Source organism: Pseudomonas sp. NPDC099000 (assembly GCF_044759925.1).
Lineage (GTDB): Bacteria > Pseudomonadota > Gammaproteobacteria > Pseudomonadales > Pseudomonadaceae > Aquipseudomonas.
Window position 1 is genome coordinate 81,766 of record NZ_JBIWAF010000018.1, and the last position, 20,965, is coordinate 102,730.

Consider the following 20,965-nt stretch of genomic DNA (forward strand, 5'->3'; position numbering starts at 1 on the left):
GATCATGGTGTGACCTCTGCTTTGGTGCCGTAGCCGTCGCCGGTGCGGAAGGTTGGCAGCGCAGCAGAGTTCACGTAGCGCACACCATCCCAGCTCGGCAACGGAGTCGGCATCAACTGCACTTGCCCGGGTTTTTCAACGTCCCAACGCAACAGCATTGAGTTGTCCTCATGTTGCGTATTGTGGCAGTGCTCCATGTAGGTGCCGGCGAATTCGCGAAATTGGATCGCAATCTCGACATTGTCCGTACCATCCTTTTCCGAACCGACGCGATACACGTCCTTGCGTGCCCATTTTTCCCATTCCGGTGGTGGCTTGCCGCCACGGCTGAGGATGATCCCTTCCTCGAAGTGCACGTGCACCGGGTGGCCCCAGCCCGTGTCATTGCCCTTGATGTGCCACACTTCCAGCGTGCCGAAACCCGTGACGCCGGCGTCGGTCGGACCGCTGGCCAGTTTGATCGAGGTGTTCAGCCGGCGCGGGTCCATGCGAAACCCGTAGCCTCCGTCGGTCTTGACCGTCCAGGGCGCTTCATCGGTGCCGTCGGAACGGCCGAAGGTGTAGGTGCGGTGACGAACTTTGGCCAGCAGCGCCTTGTCGGCAGCATTGTCGTAGTGAATCTTCAGCGGGATCATAAACAGGCCTTCAGCCTTGCCCGGTTTGGCCGGCTCATAAGCGGCCGGGTCCATGGCCAGGTCCTGGCCGGTGTAAGCCTTGACGTTGAGTTGCAACACCTTGCCTACCGCCGGATCACCGTCCTCCCACTTTGGCCCCTTGCTGGTTTGCTTGATGATCGCCCGGTATTTCTCGGACAGCACGTCAGCCAGGGCGACGGGTTCTTCCGGACCCTTGCCGTCTTGGTGCACCAGCAGGTTGACGAAGAACAGCTTGTCGCCTGGTTTGATCCCGTTTTTCGAGAAGTTAACGATGATGTCGAAACGCTCGGCGATGCCCAGGGTTGGCAGGATCGCGTTGTGGTTCTGTTTGTCACCGTCAGCATCCAGGTCCATGCTGCCGTCGAACGGTACGCTGTGTTCCATGATATTGCCGTCGTTGGCAATCATGTGGAACGGCACCCGGGCATACGACACGCCCGACCCGGCAGGCCCTTGGAACTCACCGGTGCTGCCCTTGATCTCGCGCACCAGCGCCATTTTGAAGTAGCGCGACACAGAACCATTGAGCATGCGCAAGCGATAGCTGCGGGCGCGCACATCCAGGACCGGTTTCCACTTCCAGTTGACCAGCACCTGGTCACCGAGGAAGCCGGCAGTGTTGAAGGGGTTGAACCACAGTTGACCGTTCTTATCCCACGCCTTGTCGGAAAACATCAGGTTGACGTCGTAGTCGCGGTTACCCCAGGGCAAGGCGCTGCCGCTGGGGAGGCGCAGGTTGACGCCGTCATTCACCGATTCATTGGCGCGGTCCAGGGCGCTGTAGTAGTTCATCATCGCCGCGTTGCCCTTGTAGACGTTCTGCGCGGTGAAATCGAGCATGTGGTCGTGGAACCAGTGGGTGCTCATTGTTTCGCGCCAGTCGCCGCGGATCTTGATCATGCCGTTGTCGCAGGTTTTGCGGCCGGGGCTGAGGTCGTTAGTCCACAGGGTTTCGCCCGGCGAGCACGGAAACGCTGCACGCGGGTCTTCAGCCTTGGTGTTGATGCTGTCGTAACCGGCCAACTGGATCGGCCAGCGATAGTCGTAAAATTGCCCAGGGAAGAAAAACGCATTGGTATAACCGTCGCTTTCCGCCGGTACGTGGCCGTTGTGTTCGTGGGTGGTGATGGTGTGCAGACCAAAACCCATGTTCGCCGACGGGTCGATCGGCAAGCCGTTGTAATGGCGCATCAACACCGGTTGCCCATAACGCACCATGAGCAATTTGGGCGGCAGGGTGCCGTCGAAGGTCCAGACCGAGTTGTGTTTCTGCACCGGCATTTTCGGGTGAAAACGCGGTTCAACGCCTTTGGAGGTGCCTGCGGTCGCCGGCACGCCAGCCACATTGTAATAGAGGCCACTGGGGCCAAACTCGCCCACGGCATAGCGGTGCATCTGACGACTGTCACGCAAACCGGTATTCACCCGTGCGCCGGTTTGCACGGTCTTGTAGGCCACCTGCGGGTAAAACTCGTTCCAGCGCTGGTGCGACCAGCCTTTTCCTGGCGGACGGCCTTCCGCCGACGAACCGATACGGCGGTTGAGGAAAAATTCAATCTGCTTCTGCCAAGGGTTGCGGTCGACCACGTTGGAATAATGGCTGGGGAACGGAGTCAGGCCCGGTTGACGCAAGAACGCGTCGAGCGCCGCACTCGGCGGAGCGCTGCGGGCGACGCTGGTGGGATCTTGTTGCGGCAGCGGGCCGATGGTGGCAGGTGGAAACGGCAACTGCGCCGCCGGGGTGGTGGGGTCGAGTTTTTCCAGACCGAATTCTTCGAACAGCGCCAGTGGCTGAGTGAACGGCAGAGCACCGTACAGCGGACTGGGTTTTCCGTTGGTGGGGTAATTGAAACTGGTCTGCAGCGCTGGCGGCAGGATGTTTTCCTGGAGCGGGGTTTTTCGGGTGCCTTTGACGCCCCCCGGCAAATCGAAGGAATCCACGTTAGCCGGGGGCATGGTCAAAATGGCGTTCATGGCGCCTGCTTTGTCAGCCGGTTCGTCGTAGTACGCTGAAGGGTCGGACGGTTCGGGCTGTCGCTCGTCGTCGATCGGGCTGGCGCGCAGGCTCGTAGTGCCGAGCGTCATTGTCAGAAGGACGCTCAGGGGCGCCAGGAGACCAAACCACTTGCAGGGGTGCCGCGCTTTTCTGTCCATCACCAGCCGCCTCGAAGTCGTGAAGGGGTAATGGGGGGGGTTGCAAGGAGTTCGCCAGATTCGTAATGTTTTATACAAAGCATCGTTATCCAGCAAAACAACGGCTTATCAACATCAATTTGCCATGCCCAAAAAGCGACTGGGGCATGGCACCCGCTACTGGGTAAAGTTCATCCCCATATTCATGGAATCCGCTTGAACAGCAGGCAGAAACACCTGCCCTCGCCCTCGCGACTTTCCAGACGGAACGCACCGCCGCACCGCTCCATCATCCGCTTGACCAGCACCAGGCCACCTTGCCTGGTGTTGAAAAAAGGACGGAACGCCATGCTGCGTTGTTCCAGGATTTTTGCGACTGGGGCAGTCTGGTGTCTTATCAGCTTGTTCAGCCGTTAAGGGTCAGCGGGAAGCATTCATCACGTTTGGATTACAGGTGGCGGGCGCGTCGAAAACCGATCAACAGAAACAGGGTGAGCAGGCCGAGGACAAGTCCACGACTGATAGCCGGGTTTACCACTGGCGCAGGGTGATCTTCTTCGCAGGCAGTGCTATTGAATTGCGCGACAGTAATTCGCTGATGATCCATCGAAGACCGCGTTTGGCCAATCTGGATCGCAGCCTGTTGCTCTAGATCCAACGCCTGATACTTCCAGAGCGTGGACGATCCTTCTCGGCAGTAAGTAAATTCAGCGGGATGTGAAGCGGCGATAATACAAGCGTCGTTGATGCCCATTTTTTGCAGCGTTTCTGTTGCGGATCGGGTGAAGTCCAGCTCGAAGACCGGAATAATCCCGGTAGCAGAAGCGGCGAGCGAAACCAACAGGCTGCTCATGGCGCAGGTCGTTGAAATGTTCAAGGTCGGGCTCCCCTTTCTCCATTCCCTGGTCAAATGTTGATCGAGCGTTTCCCACGAACCGACATACCGACATACCAACTTGCCAGGGTGGTTCACGCATTTTCGGCCGAACAAACGGCCAGACTTTTTAAAAAACCGGAGGGCATCCATTGCCCTCCCGTTCGCTGTCCACGCTCCCTGCGACTTTACTGATCAGAACCTCAAGTGGCCAGAATGAAGTCTGCGGCAGTGACGGTTGTTGCATCGGCCACACCGACCAGGCGGATGGATTCAGGTCCTGCGGAGCTGATCAAGGTATCCGCACCGACATCGGTGATGATGACGATGCCGGCAAAGGTCGCAGCAGTGACGCCGAACGCGGAAATATCGAGCCGGTCCTGGCCTCCCACCGCGTCGGCATCGAAGCCGATGATCTGATCAGCCCCAAAGCCCGCTGCGAACATGAAGATATCGTTGCCACTGCTGGCAACCATCATGTCGTTGCCGGCACCGCCAGTAACCGTATCGTTGCCAATTCCGCCATCGATAAAGTCATTGCCGGCTCCACCCAACAATGTGTCGTTAGCGTCACCACCGAGCAGCGTGTCGTTGCCTGTTCCACCATTCAAGACATCCGCCCCATCACCGCCGTCGAGGCTGTCATCGCCAGTGCCGCCGTTCAGGGTATCCGTGCCAATGCCACCGAACAGTTGGTCGTTGCCGTCGCCACCATTGAGGGTGTCATTACCCGCTCCGGCGGTGATGACGTTGTTCAACCCGTTGCCGTTGCCGACGAAGTTGCCGACTCCGGTGTAGGTCAGATTCTCGACATTAGCGCCCAGCGTGTAGCTGGCCAGCGAAGTCTGCACGGTGTCCGTACCGCCACCCGCCGCCTCGACCACCACGTCCAAGGCTGCGTCGACGACATAGGTATCGTTGCCGGCGCCCCCCACCAACCGGTCAGCACCTGCACCGCCATTGAGGAAGTCATTTCCGATCCCGCCGGTGATGGTGTTGGCTTGCGCGTTACCGGTACCGGTGAAGTTACCGGCTCCCGTATAGGTCAGGTTCTCGACGTTGGCACCGAGCAGGTAGCTCGTCAGACTGGTTCGCACCAGATCGGTACCACCACCCAGCGCCTCGGTAACAAGGTCACCGACGTTGTCGACCACAAACGTGTCGTTGCCGGCACCGCCGTTCATGGCATCCGCGCCGAGCCCACCGTTGAGGGTGTCGTCGCCGTCCTCGCCGTTGAGGACGTCGTTGTCGTCTCCCCCGTTGAGGGTGTCGTTGCCAGTGCCGCCCAACAACTGGTCGATACCGGCCAGGCCATTCAGCGTATCGCTCCCGCCCAGACCAAGCAGCACATCGTTACCTGCGGTGCCGGTGAGGGTGTTCGCAAAAGCATTGCCCTGCAGTACCACGCCCGGTACCACAACCGCAGCCGTCGCCGCAGAGGTCACCGACTCCAGCGTGCCGAAGCCATCGGTGTAGCGCACGATCACTCGCAGTTGCTGATTGCCCTGCGCCGCACCTGGGGTGAAGGTCGCAGCAGTCGCGCCGTTGATGTCGGTGAAGGAAGCGCCGACACCTTGCTGCCATTGGAAGCTGAATGTGCCCAGCCCATCCGCATCGACAATCCCGCCCGTCAGCGCGGTCAGCACCTGCCCTTGAGCCGGTGTCGTATCGCTGATCAGCAACGCACCTGTCGGTGCATCGTTGACGTTGGCCACCGGCCCCAGGATGTTGGACGAAGCGCTTTCGGCCGCACCGAAGTCATCCACGTAACCGATCACCACGCGCACTGCCTGGCCGACCTGAGCCTGGCCAAGCGCGAACGTGCTACCGGTAGCGCCGTTGATGTTGACGAAACCAAGCCCGTTGCTCGCCTGCCATTGGTAGGTGAACTGCGGATTGCTCAGGCCATCAATGTCGATGATGCTTGCCGGGTTAGCAGTCAACACCTGGTTCTGCACTGCAAGCCCGGTGACGGTCGGCCCAGCAGTCGGTGCATCGTTGACGTTGTCCACCGGCCCCAGGATGTTCGACGAAGCGCTTTCGGCCGCACCGAAGTCATCCACGTACCCGATCACCACGCGCACTTCCTGGCCGACCTGAGCCTGGCCAAGCGCGAACGTGCTACCGGTAGCGCCGTTGATGTTGACGAAGCCAAGCCCGTCGTTCGCCTGCCACTGATAGGTGAACTGAGGATTGCTCAGGCCATCGAGGTCGATGATGCTCGCCGGGTCAGCGGTCAACAGCTGGTTCTGCACGGTAAGCCCGGTTATGGTCGGCCCTTCGGTCGGTGCACTGTTCTCGGACGAGTCGACGATTTCCAGCGTGCCCTTGGCATCCTGGTACACCGCCCGGACGCGGATGTTCAGACCCGCCACATCGTCAGTCACCCGGTAGGTAGTGCCGATCGCCCGCGTTGCCTCGCCAGCGGCGACGGTGGTGATGTCGTCATAGACGCCCGAACCGGCAATGGTTTCGACCTGCCAGTAGTAAGCCACTCCACCGGTCACGGCGCCGGTCGGATTGGTCACGCTCTGGTTGTCCGCGTCGCGCACCCCGAGATCACTGACGCGCAACAACTGCCCGGCGACAGGCGTATTGTCACGCACACCGGTGGCAGCATCGAGGATTGCCAGATGACCCGACGGGTCGTTGTTTTGAGCGGTGCCCACTCCGGACGATTGCGCCACGTCAGCGAACTGCAGACGCTCGATACCCGTCAAGCGATCGACACCATCGCGCCCCGCCACCGAGTCGGTCACGATGACAGTGTCGCCATCGATCTCGATGCCGTATTCCCCCAAATTACCGGAGAACAGCGCGGTGTCGAAGCTGTCATTGCCGGTCAGAATCTCCCGCACGATGACCAACTGGCCCGGGTTGTAAGTACCGTTCAACATAAACGGCACCAGCGGCTCCATGCTGTTGAACGTGGCGATTTCCGCGCCCGTGCCATCAGCGTTCGCCCGTACGCTGATGCGTACGTTCAGCCACTTGTCACCATCGATGATGTCGTCCCCCCCGCGACCTTCGATCAGGTCGCTGCCGCTACCGCCGAGGATGATGTTGCCGCCATCGAAGAACGTCGCTCCGTCTGGCAGCAAATCAGCCAGGCCGTCGATCAGATCAATGTTGGTCAACACACTGCCAGTTGCACCGGAGGTGGGCAGTGTTGTGGCATCTTCGTTATCACCGCGCAGGAAGTCACCGTGGGACGAACCCGACAGCCCTTCCATGATGTCGAACCGCACCAGCGCCGAAGCACCCGAACCCGGCAGCGGCGGTACATCGAAAAAGCGGTCGGTGAAGTCGATGGTCACGCCCTGGGCGAGCCCCTTGAAGGTTGCCCAGTCATAGCCGGAGCCACCGATATAGCGGTCACCCAGGCCGAGACTGCCGACCATGATGTCGTCGCCGCCCTCGCCGTTGAACTTGTCGTTTTCGCTAGCGCCGATGAACACATCGTGGCCGATTATCGGGTCGTTGCCGAGCGGGTCGAAGTTGTCGCCAGGTGCACCGTCCGAAGTGCCCTTCTCGATCCAGTCGTCGCCTTCGTTACCCATGTCCTGTTCGTTGGCTTTGCTGCCCAGAATGAAGTCGTTGCCGTGGCCACCAATAGCCTCGGAGGCGTCCTCGCCGGTCACGATGAAGTCATTGCCGAACCCGCCGATGATCAGGTTGACGCCGTTGCCACCGTGCAGCACGTCGTTGCCGTCGCCACCCTGGATGTTATCGTCGCCGCCGCGGTCGGTGATGATGTCGTCGCCGGCGCCACCGCGCAGTTGGTCGTTGCCGTCACCGCCTTCGATGACATCGTTGCCGCCATCACCCCAGACCGTGTCATCGCCTTCACTGGAGATGAGGATGTCTGCATTGTTGGTACCGCCCAGCACGATGTGCTCTTCACCCGTGTACTTGATGTAGTTGGTGTCCGGCCCTGCGGTCAGCGGGTTGTCGCGGAACACCACCTGCTCGCCGTCCCCGCCAAGCGGATCGGCGTTGCCCAGGCCATCGTTGTACTGCTTGCTCCGGTCCCTTTCCAGATAGAGCCCAGCGTCCGAGAACACCAGGCCCGGCAAGTGCGTAGCCGAGGTATTGGCCATGATCAGCTTGGCGAACGAGTTGCTTTCCAGTTCGGCATTCATCGACAGGCCAGCGGTACGCTCCAGATAGTAGAAACGGTCGCCGTCCTGCAGTTTTTCCAACTGGTTCTCGAACACGAAGTTGAAGGTCGAGCCGAGCATGCCGCCGAACGGGGTTTTTTCTTCGGCCAGACCGCCGATCCAGAGGTCGATGGCATCAACGCCCGTGATCGTCACTCCCTTCAGGTCGTCGGCAGTCCCCAGCACCCCATCTTTGCCGGCCCGCGTTACGTTGGCCCAGGTACCGGTGCCGTTGAGGAAGTCCATGCGGTCAGCCGGCGCATCATCACCACCAAATACCAGCGCCATGGCTGCAGCGCGTTTGCCTTCCAGCGTGGTCGCCTCCGTGATCGTGCTATGCGTGCCATAGGCCGCGATGAAGTTGATCAACGACTCCGGATGTTTGAGGTGCTGCACCAGGTCGACCCAGCTGGTGTACGGCTTGAGTTGGGTATCACCGGTTTGGCTGTAGATGTCGCGGCGGACCGCATTGAGCGAAGGAATCCCCACGTCGCGGCCACGGGCGATGTTTATCGCTGGCAGGTCGAGCGGCAGGCCGAGCAGGTTGTTGCGCAGCGCCTCGGTGACGAACTCGTCGATTTCGTTACCGGCTTGCCGAGTCATCCCACGCACGATCGCACTGGTCGCATCTTCGGGCGTCACGCCACTGGCGGCATACGCCAACGGGTTGAGGAACGCCGCGATCAGGCCGAGTTGCTGATCAGGATCAGCGCTGTTCGGATCGCCGATTACGTTGAAGTCGACGTCGAAGCGATCGACGGTCTCGGTCAGCATCGAGTGGCCAAACCGGTACACGGTATGGGCGAACTCGGCGACGATCGAGGCATCGAGGTCAACGTCATAGACCTGGGTCGGTGCAAAGAACAGGTCAACGTTGGGCTGGATGGCCCGCGCAAACTCCTCGAACACCAGGTGCTGATACTGCATCTCGGTGCCGAACTTGGCAGCCTGGAACAAGCGCTCGCCATTCCACACCAGCGCATCGATCTCAGCCTGGTTGGCTGGTAATGCGCTCACCGGAGTGAGCAGCCACTCGTTGAGGAAGGCCACGTCACCCGAATCGAGCACGGTGTCCTTGGTCTGCGCGACCAGCCGATTGTGCTCGGAGTGGAAGATCGCATGCACCGCGGTCAGGCCGATGTTCTCGTTGACCCGGCCGTCGCCAGCGATGTAGTGCGCATCGAGCAACTCGTTGTCGTAGGCCAGGTTGGCCCCGGTCTGCGGATTGAACGGCACTGCATTGCCAATATCGGAATCCGCGTCAGGCACGAGCACGCCACTGCTGAACACCGGCGCTGCATTGTGGGCAATGTCGGCGAGGAACTGGTGACCGGTGCGCACAGCATTGGTCAGGCTAATGGGGGCAAGCGGATTGCCTTCGACGAGCACGTCATCAGCCGTGCCACCAAGACCGTCAACGCCCTTCATCACGACCATCGGGAAGCCGTTCGGCCCCTTGATGAAATTGCCATAGGCGTCGGTCGCCAACAGCGGGGAGTTTTCGACGTCGGCGTCGGTAAGGCGGATACCCAGAATGTCGTTGGCCTGCGCCTTGACCACTTTCCAGGTCGCCATACCACCGATTTCGATGTCGTCTGCGGTACCAAACTTGCCATCCGCCCCCAGGTCTCGGTTAGTGATCAACCTGCCGGTCGCGATGGGGCCGTTGTCGGTCATTTCATAACCGCGCAGGAACACCTGGTGAGACGGGTGCGAGCTGTAGGTCTGGTTTTGGTCCACGAACGGCGAGGTGGTGTTGGTGTGCTCATGGATGTCGTCGGCAGTACCGAGAACGCCATCCGCCCCTGGCTGGTTGGTCGCGCGGGTCAGCACCATGAAGTTGGTGTGGCCACCTGGCACATACAGCGGATCATCCGGTTGCAGCGGAATGAAGATGGTGCCCGAACCGCCTTTGGTAAGCAGGTCCAGCCCATGATCGAAGAACTGCCCGAAGAAGGTCATCCAGGCGTTGAACGGCGCGGACAACCCCGCATCCGACGCGGTGTTCTCGAACAGGTACACATCATGGTCGTCGGCAGTACCGAACTGACCATCCATGCCGGGGCTGGCGACTATCCGTGTGCCCTCCTTGAGCACGTCGTCGTTATCCTCCGCGCCGAAGTTCAGCACACCGTCCGCACCCGGGTCGTAAGCCGTGGCATAGGCCGCCGGGTTGTTCGACGTCTGGTCGACGATCAGATTACTGATCGTGCGCGGCTGCGAGTCAAACACAAAACCGCTGCTCTGCTGATACGACGAACCCGGGATCGCCGGCGAGCCGGGGCCGAAGAAGCCGGCAGGAGCACCTTCCGCCGGATTGAAGACCGGATCGGTCAAGCGCGGGAAGGTGTTATCCGCGGCACCAAACTCGGTGTTGTTGATGCCGTTGAGGTTCATCAGGTTGTTGTTCGAGCCATCGACTGCACGCAGGCCCAAGGGCGCGCGGATATTCGGGATCAGCGAAAGGATGTCCTGACCGGCCGCATCAGCCTCGGCAATCTTGATCTGATCAAGGATGAAGTTGAGGTCGGAGCGGACCATGTGAAGGCCCTCGCCACCCTCGGTGGCATTGACGACCGGTGTCTGCGCCGTCGGCACAACCGGCGTGCCGGGTTCCACCACGCCAGTCGGTTGCGAGAACACCACTTCAGTCGTGCCATGACCATCCTGGTAGATCGCCTTGACCCGCAGTGCCAGCCCGGCAAGGTCCGGCGAGACCTTGAACGTGGTGCCGTCGGCACTTTGGAACGCCAAGTTACCCGCTGGCAGCAGGATGATGTCTTCGAACACGCCAGTGCCGGGGTCGGCTTCGAACTGCCAATAGTAGGACACTGAGGCGTTATTGACGAAACCCTGCAGGTTACCCGCCGCGATGTTGTTGGCATCGCGCACATTGGCCATGCTGACGGTCAGTGTGTCGCCCACTGTGATCGCGCCGCCGTTTCCATCCGCGACGGTTGGCCTGCCCACCGGTTGTGCGTTCAGCCCCGTCACCAGCACTCGCTGGGTATCGGCGAACTGCAGGCGTTCGATATGCAGCAAGGTATCGGTGCCGTCGCGACCCACTTCGGTATCGGTCACCGTCCAGACATCGTCCGCCACATCGGCCGTGCCGCGGGTATCACGCGTCACCACATACTCGGACTGAAGACCGGAGAAAACGGCGGTGTCGAAAGCCGCCCCGCCTGTCGAAGTGCCGGGCAGGATTTCTCGCACGGCCTTGAGCTGACCCGGGTTGTAGGTGCCGTCGAGCATGAACGGGATCATATCGACCATGCTGTCGAACGTGGCGATCTCGGGGCCGGTATGGTTGACGTCGTTGGGGCCATAAACCGCAATCCTGACGTTGAGCCATTTGTCGCCATCGATCAGATCATCACCACCGCGGCCCTCGATCAGGTCACTGCCATTGCCACCGAGGATGATGTTGCCCGTGGCAAAGCCGGTGGTCGGCAAACCGGCGTCGGCCAGAAACTGCTCCAGTCCGCGGATCAACGCCACATTGGTCAGCGCACTGCCCGTGGCGCCACCGTGGTCGACGATAGTGACCGCATCAATATTATCGCCCTTGAGCACATCGCCGAATTGCGAACCGGACAAGCCTTCGACCTCGGCAAAACGGTCGAGGATCGAGGCCGGCGAGGCGCCGACCGGATTGAACGGCCCGTTATTCTGGTTTGGTGCGTTGCCGTGTGGCTGCGCCAGCGTAGCCATGGTCAGGTCAACGGTCACGCCGACCCGGTCATTTTTGTGGGTTACCCAGTCGAAACCGGACATGCCGTCCATATTGTCCTGGGCATCGCTGCCGACAAAGATGTCATCGCCACCCTCGCCGATCATTTCGTCGAAGCCAGCACCGCCAACAAAGATGTCATTGCCGATCGTATCGTCATTGAGCAACGGCGCAGCGTTATCGCCAGGCGCACCGTCCTGGGTGCCCTTCTCGATCCAGTCATCGCCTTCGTTGCCGGTGGCTGGCAGGTTGGTCTTGGCACCGAGGATAAAATCGTCACCCTGACCGCCGAAAGTGGTGCTGACGTCTTCGGTGGTGATGATGAAGTCCTGGCCATCGCCCCCCAGGATCAGGTTGCCGCCAGCCAGCATGCTACCGGCGATGATCACATCGTTACCGGCATTACCTTCCAGACGGTTGTCACCGAAGGAGTCGGTGATGATGTCATCGCCCGCGCCGCCCAGTACCGCATCGTTGCCGGCGCCGCCTTCGAGGCGGTCGTTGCCGCCATCGCCGTAAAGGGTGTCATCGCCCTCACCGGAGACGATGATGTCATTGCCGGCGGTGCCGCCGAGGACGACATGGTCTTCACCGGTGTATTGCAGATAATTACTGTCCGCGCCAACAGTGTTGGGGTTGTCGCGGATCACCAGCGGCACGATTTCCACGCCGTGGATCATGAGGCCGCCAGTCGGATCGGCGTTGCCCGCGCCAAGGCCCGTGAACTGATTAGCCTGATTCACTTCCAGGGTGTACGTCGGCGTCAGGAACACCGTGTTCGACAGGTGAGTGACGTCGGTGTTGAGCATGATCAGCTTGGCCAAGGAGTTGTTTTCCAACTCGGTGCCGAAGTTCAGGCCCGCTGTACGTGACAGGTAGTAGAAGCGGTCGCCGTCCTGCAACGCCTCCATCTGGGTCTCAAACACGAAGTTGAACGACGAGCCGAGCATACCGCCGAACGGCATCTTCTGCTCGGCGAGGCCACCGACCCAGAAGTCGATGTCGTCGACGCCCGTGATCGTTACACCCGTCAGGTCGTCTGCGGTACCCAGTACCCCGTCCCTGCCGGCCTTCGTTACGTTGGCCCAGGCACCGCTACCGTTGAGGAAGTCCAGGCGGTCAGCCGGCGAACCGGCACCACCGAACACCAGCGCCAGGGCAGCATCGCGTTTGCCTGCCAGCGTAGTCGCGGCCGTAATGGTGTCATGCGTGCCATAGGCCGCGATGAAGTTGACCAACGACTCGGGGTGCTTGAGGTTGTCCGCCCAGTCAGCCCAACTGATGTACGGCTTGAGTTGACTGTCGCCGGTTGATTCGTAGAACTCACGCCGCGCCTCATTTAACGTGGGGATGCCAGTGTCGCGACCACGCGCCAGATTCAGGGCCGGCAAATCGAGGGGCAGACCGAGCAGATTGTTGCGCAACGCTTCGGTGACAAACTCATCGATCTCGTTGCCGAGCTGGCGGGTCACACCGCGAATGATCGCCCCTGCCGCTTCGTCTGCAGTAGCGCCACTGCCGGCGAATGCCAGCGGATTGAGGAAGGCCGCGATCAGACCGAGTTGCGAGTCCGGGTTGTTCGGGTCAGTAAGGAGCGGATTGAACTCGGGGTCGAAGCGATCGACAGTCTCGGTCAACATCGAGTGACCGAAGCGGTACACCACGTGGGCGAACTCGGCGAGGATGGCCGGGTTGATCGAGGTGTCATACCCGTTGGGGGCAAGGAATGCGTCAACCTGCGGCTGAACGGTCCGCGCGAACTCTTCGAAGACGAGGTGCTGGTACTGCATCTCGGTGCCGAACTTGGCGGCCTGGAACAGCCGTTCGCCGTCCCACACCAATGCTGCGATTTCGGCGAGTGTAGTCGGTATCGCGGCCACATCGTCCACCAGCCACTCATTGAGAAACGCCAGATCACCCGCGGCCAGGATGGTTTCCTTGGATTGCTGGACCAGGCGGTTGTGCTCGGAGTGGAACACATGGTGCACGGCGGTCAGACCGATGTTCTCGTTCGCCCGGCCATCGCCGGCAATGTAGTGAGCGTCGAGCAGTTCGTTGTCGTAGGTCAGGTTTTTACCGCCCGCGCCAACGGGCTGCGCATTGCCGATATCGGCGTCAGCATCCGCCTGCAGAACCCCGCCGACGACTACCGGCGCGGCATTGTGGGCGATGTCGTCGAGGAAGCCATGCCCGGTGCTCACGGCGCTGGCCAGACTGATCGGAGCATCCCGGTTGCCTTCGACCAGTTGCGTGACGTCATCAGCCGTCCCGGCAATACCGTCAGTACCGTTACTGACGCGCATCACCACCTGCGGCATACCGCTCGAGCCCCGGATGAAGTTGCCATACGCATCCGTTGCCAGCAGCGGCACGTTGTGCACATCGGCGTCGGTCAGGTTGATGCCGAGAATGTCACGGGCCTGGGCCTTGACCACAGCCCAGGTCGCCATGCCGCCATTTTCGCCGTCGCTATCATCGGCCGTGCCGAACTTGCCATCGGCACCCAGATTGCGGTTGGTAATCAAGCGCCCCGTTGCAACAGGGTCACCGTCCGCGTTGAGGACGTACTCGCGCAGGAACACTTGATGCGACGGGTGCGAGCTGTAAGTTTGGCTCTGGTCTACGAACGGCGAGGTGGTGTTGGGCTGGCCATCATCGGTAGTGCCGACAATTCCGTCCGCACCGGCTGTACGCACTGCCCGTGACAGCACCATGAAATTGGTCGGGCTGCCCGGCACGAACAACGGATCGTCCGGCTGCAACGGAATAAACACGATGTCGGTACTGCTCTTGCTGAGCAGGTCGAGGCCGTGGTCGAAGAACTGGCCAAAGAAGGTCATCCACGAGTTGAAGCCGGCGGTCAGACCAGCGTCCGGCGACTCGTTAGGGATGAAGAACACTTCCTTGTCGTCATCCGTGCCAAACACACCATCGAAACCTGGGCTGATCACCGGGTCGGCACCGCCGTTCGCCGCAACCGCGGCCGGGTTGTTGGCGGTCTGATCATTGATCAGGTTACTGATGATCCTTGGCTGCGGGTCGATCACCGACCCGGTCCCGGCATAGGCCGCTCTATAAGAAGCATCAAGCAGGCGCAGGAAAGAATTGTCCGCGGCGCCAAATTCGGTTTGCCCGGCGACCAGGTTGTTGGAGCTGCCATCGACGGTACGCAGACCGAATGGCACCTGACTGTTAGGTAGCAAATCACTGAGGCTGGCGCCGTCAGCATGCGCTTCGGCGATGAAGATTTGTTTGAGGATGAATTCCAGGTCCGACTTGTTGAAATTGGCCATTTTGATTGCCCTCGATATCTTTGGGGAAGGACACGGGACGATAAGAATCTCCCCACGCCCAGTCAGGTGCTGGCTTGCGTAGTGTGTTGGTTCATTTTTTTGGCGAGCGCTGGCGCGGGAAGGCAAAGCCGTTATACGGCTCCCCGGGGCCTGGAATTCGCGAAAGAAGTGCTCGCCTTGCGATTAGGCAGAGCGAATCCGAGCCCTGGGTGGGCCATGGAAACTTGAAGTAAAAGCGAACGTGCTGAACAGCCCCTTCACTCTGCAGAAGAACGAAATGATCGACATGGTGCCCTCCCTCAGGAAAATCACCGCGCCTTACGTTGCCAAAAAGTTGACAGACTCCAGGCGGGCGGTTCCCTCAATGAATAAGACTTAAGTCGCATCACAAAAAATTGTCAATTTTACGACACGCAAAACTGACGATTGGTTATAGACCTTTCAACTAGCTGTTTTTAAAAGACTTATAGATAGTTCGATGCAGCATTAGAGCGAAATGTTATTTCAAGTTGTTTTGTTGGCACCTACGCTGCTGGCTATGGGAGCAAAGCAGAAATTTGCAAGAGATTCGCCCTAGAGCGAACGGCTTTTCGAAGAGGGGACCAGTCAAATGCACAAACAGTCGAGCACCCGATCCGAACTGGCCGACGCGCTCTTTCGACTTCGCGGCAGTTTTTTCTCGTTGGCAGGATTCAGCGGCGTCATCAACGTCATGATGTTGACGCCAGCTATTTATATGCTGCAGGTCTATGATCGGGCCTTGGTCAGTCGAAACGTCACAACGTTGACGATGTTGACCTTACTGGTGATAGGCCTGTTCTTGCTGATGGCCACGCTGGAAATGTTCCGCACCCGCGTGCTGATCCGGGTCGGCAACCGCCTCGACATGGACCTCAATCGACGCATTTTCACCGCATCGTTCGAGCGCAACCTGAGCCGCGCCGGAGGTAATCCGGCCCAGGCCCTGCAGGATCTCGCGCAGGTGCGTCAATTTCTCACCGGCAATGGTCTGTTCGCATTCTTTGATGCGCCATGGACGCCCATCTACCTGCTGGTCGCTTATCTGATCCACCCGCTGCTCGGACTGATCACGCTGATCGGCTCGCTGATTCTGGTGGGCCTGGCTTATCTCACCGAGAAGGCAACGCAAAAGCCACTGACCGAAGCCAATCAGGCCGCCCTCTCCTCCGCCAGCTACGCCAACAACAACCTGCGCAACGCCGAGGTCATCGAAGCCATGGGCATGCTGCCCTCGATCGGCAAGCGCTGGTACCAAAGCCATTTGCGCATTCTGGAAATGCAGACCCTGGCTTCCGACCGTGCCGCCCTGATAAGCAGTACCGGGCGCTTCGTGCGTATCACTTTGCAGTCGCTGATCCTCGGCGCCGGCGCGCTGCTGGCGATCGAAGGCAAGATCACCCCGGGGATGATGATTGCTTGCTCGATCCTCACCGGCCGCGCGCTGGCCCCGGTGGAACAAGTCATCGCGTCGTGGAAGCAACTGCTTGGCTGCCGTTCCGCCTGGGGCCGGTTGAACGAGATGCTGAACGACTATCCTCGCCGGCCACCGAGCATGTCACTGCAGCGGCCGCTGGGCATGCTGGCGGTGGAGAATGTGTATGCCGGTGCGCCCGGCACCAGCAACACGATTCTGCGCGGGGTGAGCTTCAACCTTTCCCCCGGCGAAAGCCTTGGCATTATCGGTCCATCCGCCTCGGGCAAATCCACCCTCGCCCGTCTGTTGGTCGGCGTCTGGCCGACGCAGGCCGGCAAGGTGCGCCTGGACGGCGCGGACATATTCACCTGGAACAAGGGCGAACTCGGGCCCTGGCTCGGTTACCTGCCACAGGACGTGGAGCTGTTCGAGGGCACCATCGCCGACAACATTGCACGCTTTGGCGAAGTGGACAGCGATGCGGTCATCCGCGCCGCCAGGGCGACTGGAGTGCACGAAATGATCCTGCGTTTGGCGCAGGGTTATGAGACCCGTCTGGGCACCGATGGCAGCCCGCTTTCCGGTGGCCAGAAGCAGCGCATCGCCCTGGCCCGCGCGCTGTATGGAGAACCCAATCTGATTGTGCTGGATGAGCCGAACGCCAACCTCGACGACGTCGGTGAAAAAGCCTTGGTCGACGCGCTGGCTCAACTGAAAAACCGCGGCGCCACCGTCATTCTGATTTCCCACCGTCCCAATGTGCTCTGCGCCGTCGATAAGGTGCTGATGCTGCGCGACGGCGGTGTGCAGATGCTCGGTACTCGCGACGAAGTATTCGCAGCGCTGCGTAAGGCAAGTGTGATGCCTGCAGGCGCATCGACTCCGCTGGCCTCCGTCAAAGCACGGGAGTGACCGATCATGCAAATGAGCCAACACACTGAGATGATTCTCGCCGATTCCAAGAGCGTGATAGATCTGGACGTCGGTAAACCCGTGCGCTGGGGCATGTTGCTGATGCTCGCCGGCTTCGGCGGCTTTCTCCTGTGGTCCTGGCTGGCGCCGCTGGATGCCGGCGTCGTCGCGACTGGTACGGTCAAAGTCACCAGCAATCGTAAAGCCGTGCAGCATCTGACCGGCGGCACTGTGGAGGCCATTCTTGTTCGCGAAGGCGATGCAGTGAAAAAAGGCCAGGAGGTGGTCCGCCTCGACTCACTGCGTGCCGCGTCCGAACAGGGTGCGGTCAGCGCCCAGTACATCGTCAGCAAGACGGTGGAAAACCGTCTGGAAGCGGAACGCGACGGCCGCGAGGTGGTGAACTACGATCCCGAATTGCTCAAGCACTTCGGGAATGACCACCGCCTGGTGGCCGCCATGAATCTGCAGCAACGCCTGCTAGACACCCGACGCGCCGGTCTCGCTGGCGAAATCAGCATCCTGCAGGAAAACCTCGCGGCGTCAGCGGTGCAGCTCAAGGGTCTGCAACAGGTCTATGGCGCCCGCGCCTCGCAGATCGACTTCCTCAACCAGGAACTGAAAGGCACCCGCGTGCTGGCGGCCGAAGGCTATGTGCCACGCAACCGCCTGCTTGAGCTGGAACGCAGCAATGCCGACCTCTCCGCCGGCCAGGCCGAGAACCTCAATAACATCGCTCGCGTGCGTAGCCAGATCACCGAAATCAAGCTGCGCATCCTGCAGCGCCAGCACGATTACCAGAAGGAAGTCGAATCGCAGCTCACCGACACCGCCAAGGAAAACACCACCCTGGCTGACCGCTTGCGTGCGCTGGACTATGAAGTGACCCACACGGTGATTCGCTCGCCGATCGATGGCATGGTCCAGTCCCTTAGCATTGCTACGGTCGGCGGGATCATTCAGCCCGGCTTCAAGATCATGGAAATCGTTCCGGACAACGAACCGCTGCAGGTCGATGCGATGATTCCCGTGCAGGCCATCGACAAGATGGTCCCCGGCCTGGCCGTGGACATTGCCTTCCCGGCCTTCAACCACGCCCAGACGCCCAACATCCCCGGCCGCGTGAAGACCGTCTCCGCCGACCGCCTGCTCGACGAGGAAAGCAAGCAACCGTTCTATCTGGCTCAGGTAGAAGTCACGCCTGATGGCATGAGCCTGCTTGGCAGCAATCACATTCGTCCGGGCATGCCCGCCAGCGTCACCATCAAGACTGGCGAGCGCAACATGATGAGCTATCTTCTCAAACCAATGCTCGAGCGTGTTGACAGCTCCTTCAAGGAACAATGAAATGGACCGTCATTGCCTGATCTACTGCCTGCTGGCACTGTCCTTCCCGGCCAGCGCCATGGACCTCAAACAAGCCTGGGATCTGCTGCAGTACCAAGGCCCTGTCTATCGTGCCGCCGTGCATGAAAAGGAGGCTGGCGTGGAAAACCGCGCCATCGGCTTGGCGGGTTTGTTACCGCAGGTCAGTGCCTCGGCCTACGACAACAAGGTCAATGGCACCCAGCGCCAGAGCGGCATCGAAAGGGATCTCGATTACGACTCCAAGGGCGCTAACGTGCGCTTGCGCCAGCCACTGTTCAACAAACAGAAAATGGCCGAGTACCGCCAAGGTAAACAGCGTGCCGACTACAGCGTCGCGGTGTTCGACGCCAAGAGTCAGGACGCCGCGGTGCGCCTGGCCGAAGCCTATTTCGACGTGCTCCTGGCCAGCGAAACCATCATCCTTGCCAAATCCAAGTTAAGTGCCTTTGACGAGCAACTCGCTTCGGCTGAACGACGCATGGAGTTGGGGGCCGGCACCGTCACCGACATCGACGAGTCGGTTGCTCGCCGCGACCTCGCCACGGTTGAGCTGATCGAAGCGCAGGACAACCTGGTCAACGCGCGCCGCAAGCTTGAGGAATACATCGGAGAAACTCCCGAATCCCTGACCACCTTGCGTCCGACCTTCGATACGCCACCGCTGCTACCGAGCAACCTGCAGGACTGGTTGATTAAGGCTCAGACCGACAGCCCGCTGATCCATGCGCGCCGTCATAGCAGCGACCTCGCTGAAGAAGAAGTGAAACGCGCCAGGGCTGGCCACTGGCCGACACTGGATTTCGTTGCTGGCTACACCGCGGGTGACAGCCAATCAATCTCCGAGCTGAATCAACGCAACCGCTACGCCTCAATCGGGCTGGAAGTAAACTTCCCGTTGTACAACGGTGGCGGCACTAGCGCGTTGACGCGCCAGGCGAGTGCCAATAGCTATAAGGCCCTGGACGAACTCGACGCTACGCGCCAGGAAGTCGTCTCCGGTACCACCCGTGAGTATCGCGGCGTACAGAGCGGCGCCAACCGCATTCACGCGCTGGAGAAGGCAGTGGAGTCCAACGAGCGTTCACTGACATCGGCACGCAAGGGCTTCAAAGAGGGGGGCACCAGCACCAACTCAGACGTCCTGAATGCCGAAGAACTGCTCTTCGTTGCGCGCCACGATCTGTTCGAGGCCAAGCTGCGTTACTTGATGTCGCGCCTGCGCCTGGCCTCTTCGGTGGGCAGTCTGGGCGACGACGATATCGACCACATCAACAACTACCTCGGCCCGGAACTGTTGGTCACCAACTGATTTTCACCTGCGCGGCACTTTTGCAAGGTGGTCGGCAAAACCCGGGCCCGCAACAGCGTTCCCTTCGCCCTCATTCGAGGATGCGCCACTTCGTACCGGGCCAGACCGACGGCCTGAATTTTTGCCGCGGACTGAAAACTGCCCCCGTTGTTCAACTGCTTCTGCGCAAATCCGGGTTAAAAAAAAAGCCCTGATATCAGGGCTCATTTTCGTCTGTGGTACACGCTAAAACGCCAGTTTATAGCCGATCAGCACCAGCATCGTGGCCAGGCAAGGACGCAGCACCTCGTCGGAGATGCGACCGGTCAAGTGGCTGCCCAGGTAAATCCCCGGCAGCGAACCCACCAGCAGGTAACCCAGCACCTGCCAATCCATGTTGCCCATGCTCGCATGACCCAGGCCGGCGACCAGGGTCAGGGGCACGGCGTGGGCGATTTCGGTACCGACGAGGCGGCGCGTCGGCAACAGCGGATAGAGGATGAACAGCGCCACGGTGCCGAGGGCGCCGGCGCCAATCGAGGTCAGTGCGACCATGGTGCCCAGGACCAGACCGGTGATAACCGTCAGTGCATTCAGGCGCGAACCGCTGGGGTTGTACTGGCCGCCCGCCCGTTTGTGGGCGAAGTCGAGCAGGCGTTTCTTGAAGAAAATCGCCAGGGCCGTGGCAAACAGCACAAAGCCCAGCGCTTGTTTGATGACGGCGTTCATCGCGTCGGGGGAGGTCTGCAAACTGCTCAGGAACCACAGCGTCAGCGCTACCGCCGGCACGCTGCCGAGGGTCAGCCAACCGGTAATTGCCCAATCGATGTTGTTGTTCTTGCGATGAACCAGCACACCGCTGGATTTGGTAATGGCCGCGTACAGCAAGTCAGTGCCCACCGCCGTGGCCGGGTTGATACCGAACCACAGCAGAATCGGGGTCATCAACGAACCACCCCCTACGCCGGTCATGCCGACTATAAAGCCCACAACCAATCCAGCAACCACCAACCCGAAGTTAACGAAATCCATTAACACGCCCGCAAAAACACATGAAAAAACTGGCCCGCAGCATATCGATTTTTCTTATAACTACTTATATCGATGCGGACT

At 60.3% G+C, this 20,965-nt stretch carries 7 protein-coding genes and 1 pseudogene; 3 read left to right on the forward strand and 5 right to left on the reverse strand.

Annotation, left to right across the window (positions count from 1 at the left end):
- Window positions 1–2: 2 nt before the first annotated feature.
- From ACIQV9_RS20095 to ACIQV9_RS20110, 4 genes and pseudogenes are all read right to left on the reverse strand, one after another.
- Window positions 3–2,810, reverse strand: a complete 2,808-nt coding sequence (locus tag ACIQV9_RS20095; RefSeq protein ID WP_403104826.1) for a multicopper oxidase domain-containing protein — start codon at window positions 2,808–2,810, stop codon at window positions 3–5.
- 182 nt (window positions 2,811–2,992) lie between these two features.
- A pseudogene (locus ACIQV9_RS20100) lies at window positions 2,993–3,151 on the reverse strand (two-component sensor histidine kinase); the annotation flags it as partial.
- A gap of 86 nt (window positions 3,152–3,237) precedes the next feature.
- A complete protein-coding gene (locus ACIQV9_RS20105; RefSeq protein WP_403104829.1) occupies window positions 3,238–3,642 on the reverse strand; it encodes a hypothetical protein in 405 nt (134 codons plus the stop codon).
- Between the two features lie 224 nt (window positions 3,643–3,866).
- Window positions 3,867–14,849, reverse strand: coding sequence for a peroxidase family protein (locus ACIQV9_RS20110; protein WP_403104832.1), 10,983 nt, complete (start codon window positions 14,847–14,849; stop codon window positions 3,867–3,869).
- Between the two features lie 610 nt (window positions 14,850–15,459).
- Here ACIQV9_RS20110 and ACIQV9_RS20115 point away from each other — a divergent pair.
- Genes ACIQV9_RS20115 through ACIQV9_RS20125 form a run of 3 tightly spaced genes read left to right on the forward strand, consistent with a single transcriptional unit; the run spans window position 15,460 to window position 19,873 of the window.
- Window positions 15,460–17,196 carry a type I secretion system permease/ATPase gene (locus ACIQV9_RS20115; protein WP_403104835.1) on the forward strand — a complete coding sequence of 579 codons (1,737 nt, stop codon included), beginning with the start codon at window positions 15,460–15,462 and terminating at the stop codon, window positions 17,194–17,196.
- Window positions 17,197–17,202: 6 nt separating this feature from the next.
- A complete protein-coding gene (locus ACIQV9_RS20120) occupies window positions 17,203–18,543 on the forward strand; it encodes an HlyD family type I secretion periplasmic adaptor subunit (protein WP_403104838.1) in 1,341 nt (446 codons plus the stop codon).
- A gap of 1 nt (window position 18,544) precedes the next feature.
- Window positions 18,545–19,873, forward strand: coding sequence for a TolC family outer membrane protein (locus ACIQV9_RS20125; protein WP_403104841.1), 1,329 nt, complete (start codon window positions 18,545–18,547; stop codon window positions 19,871–19,873).
- Window positions 19,874–20,098: 225 nt separating this feature from the next.
- On the opposite strand, the gene ACIQV9_RS20130 is transcribed toward ACIQV9_RS20125, so the two are convergent.
- The gene (locus tag ACIQV9_RS20130; protein WP_403104844.1) at window positions 20,099–20,884 is read right to left on the reverse strand and encodes a sulfite exporter TauE/SafE family protein; all 786 of its coding nucleotides are present in this window, start codon (window positions 20,882–20,884) and stop codon (window positions 20,099–20,101) included.
- Window positions 20,885–20,965: the final 81 nt, after the last annotated feature.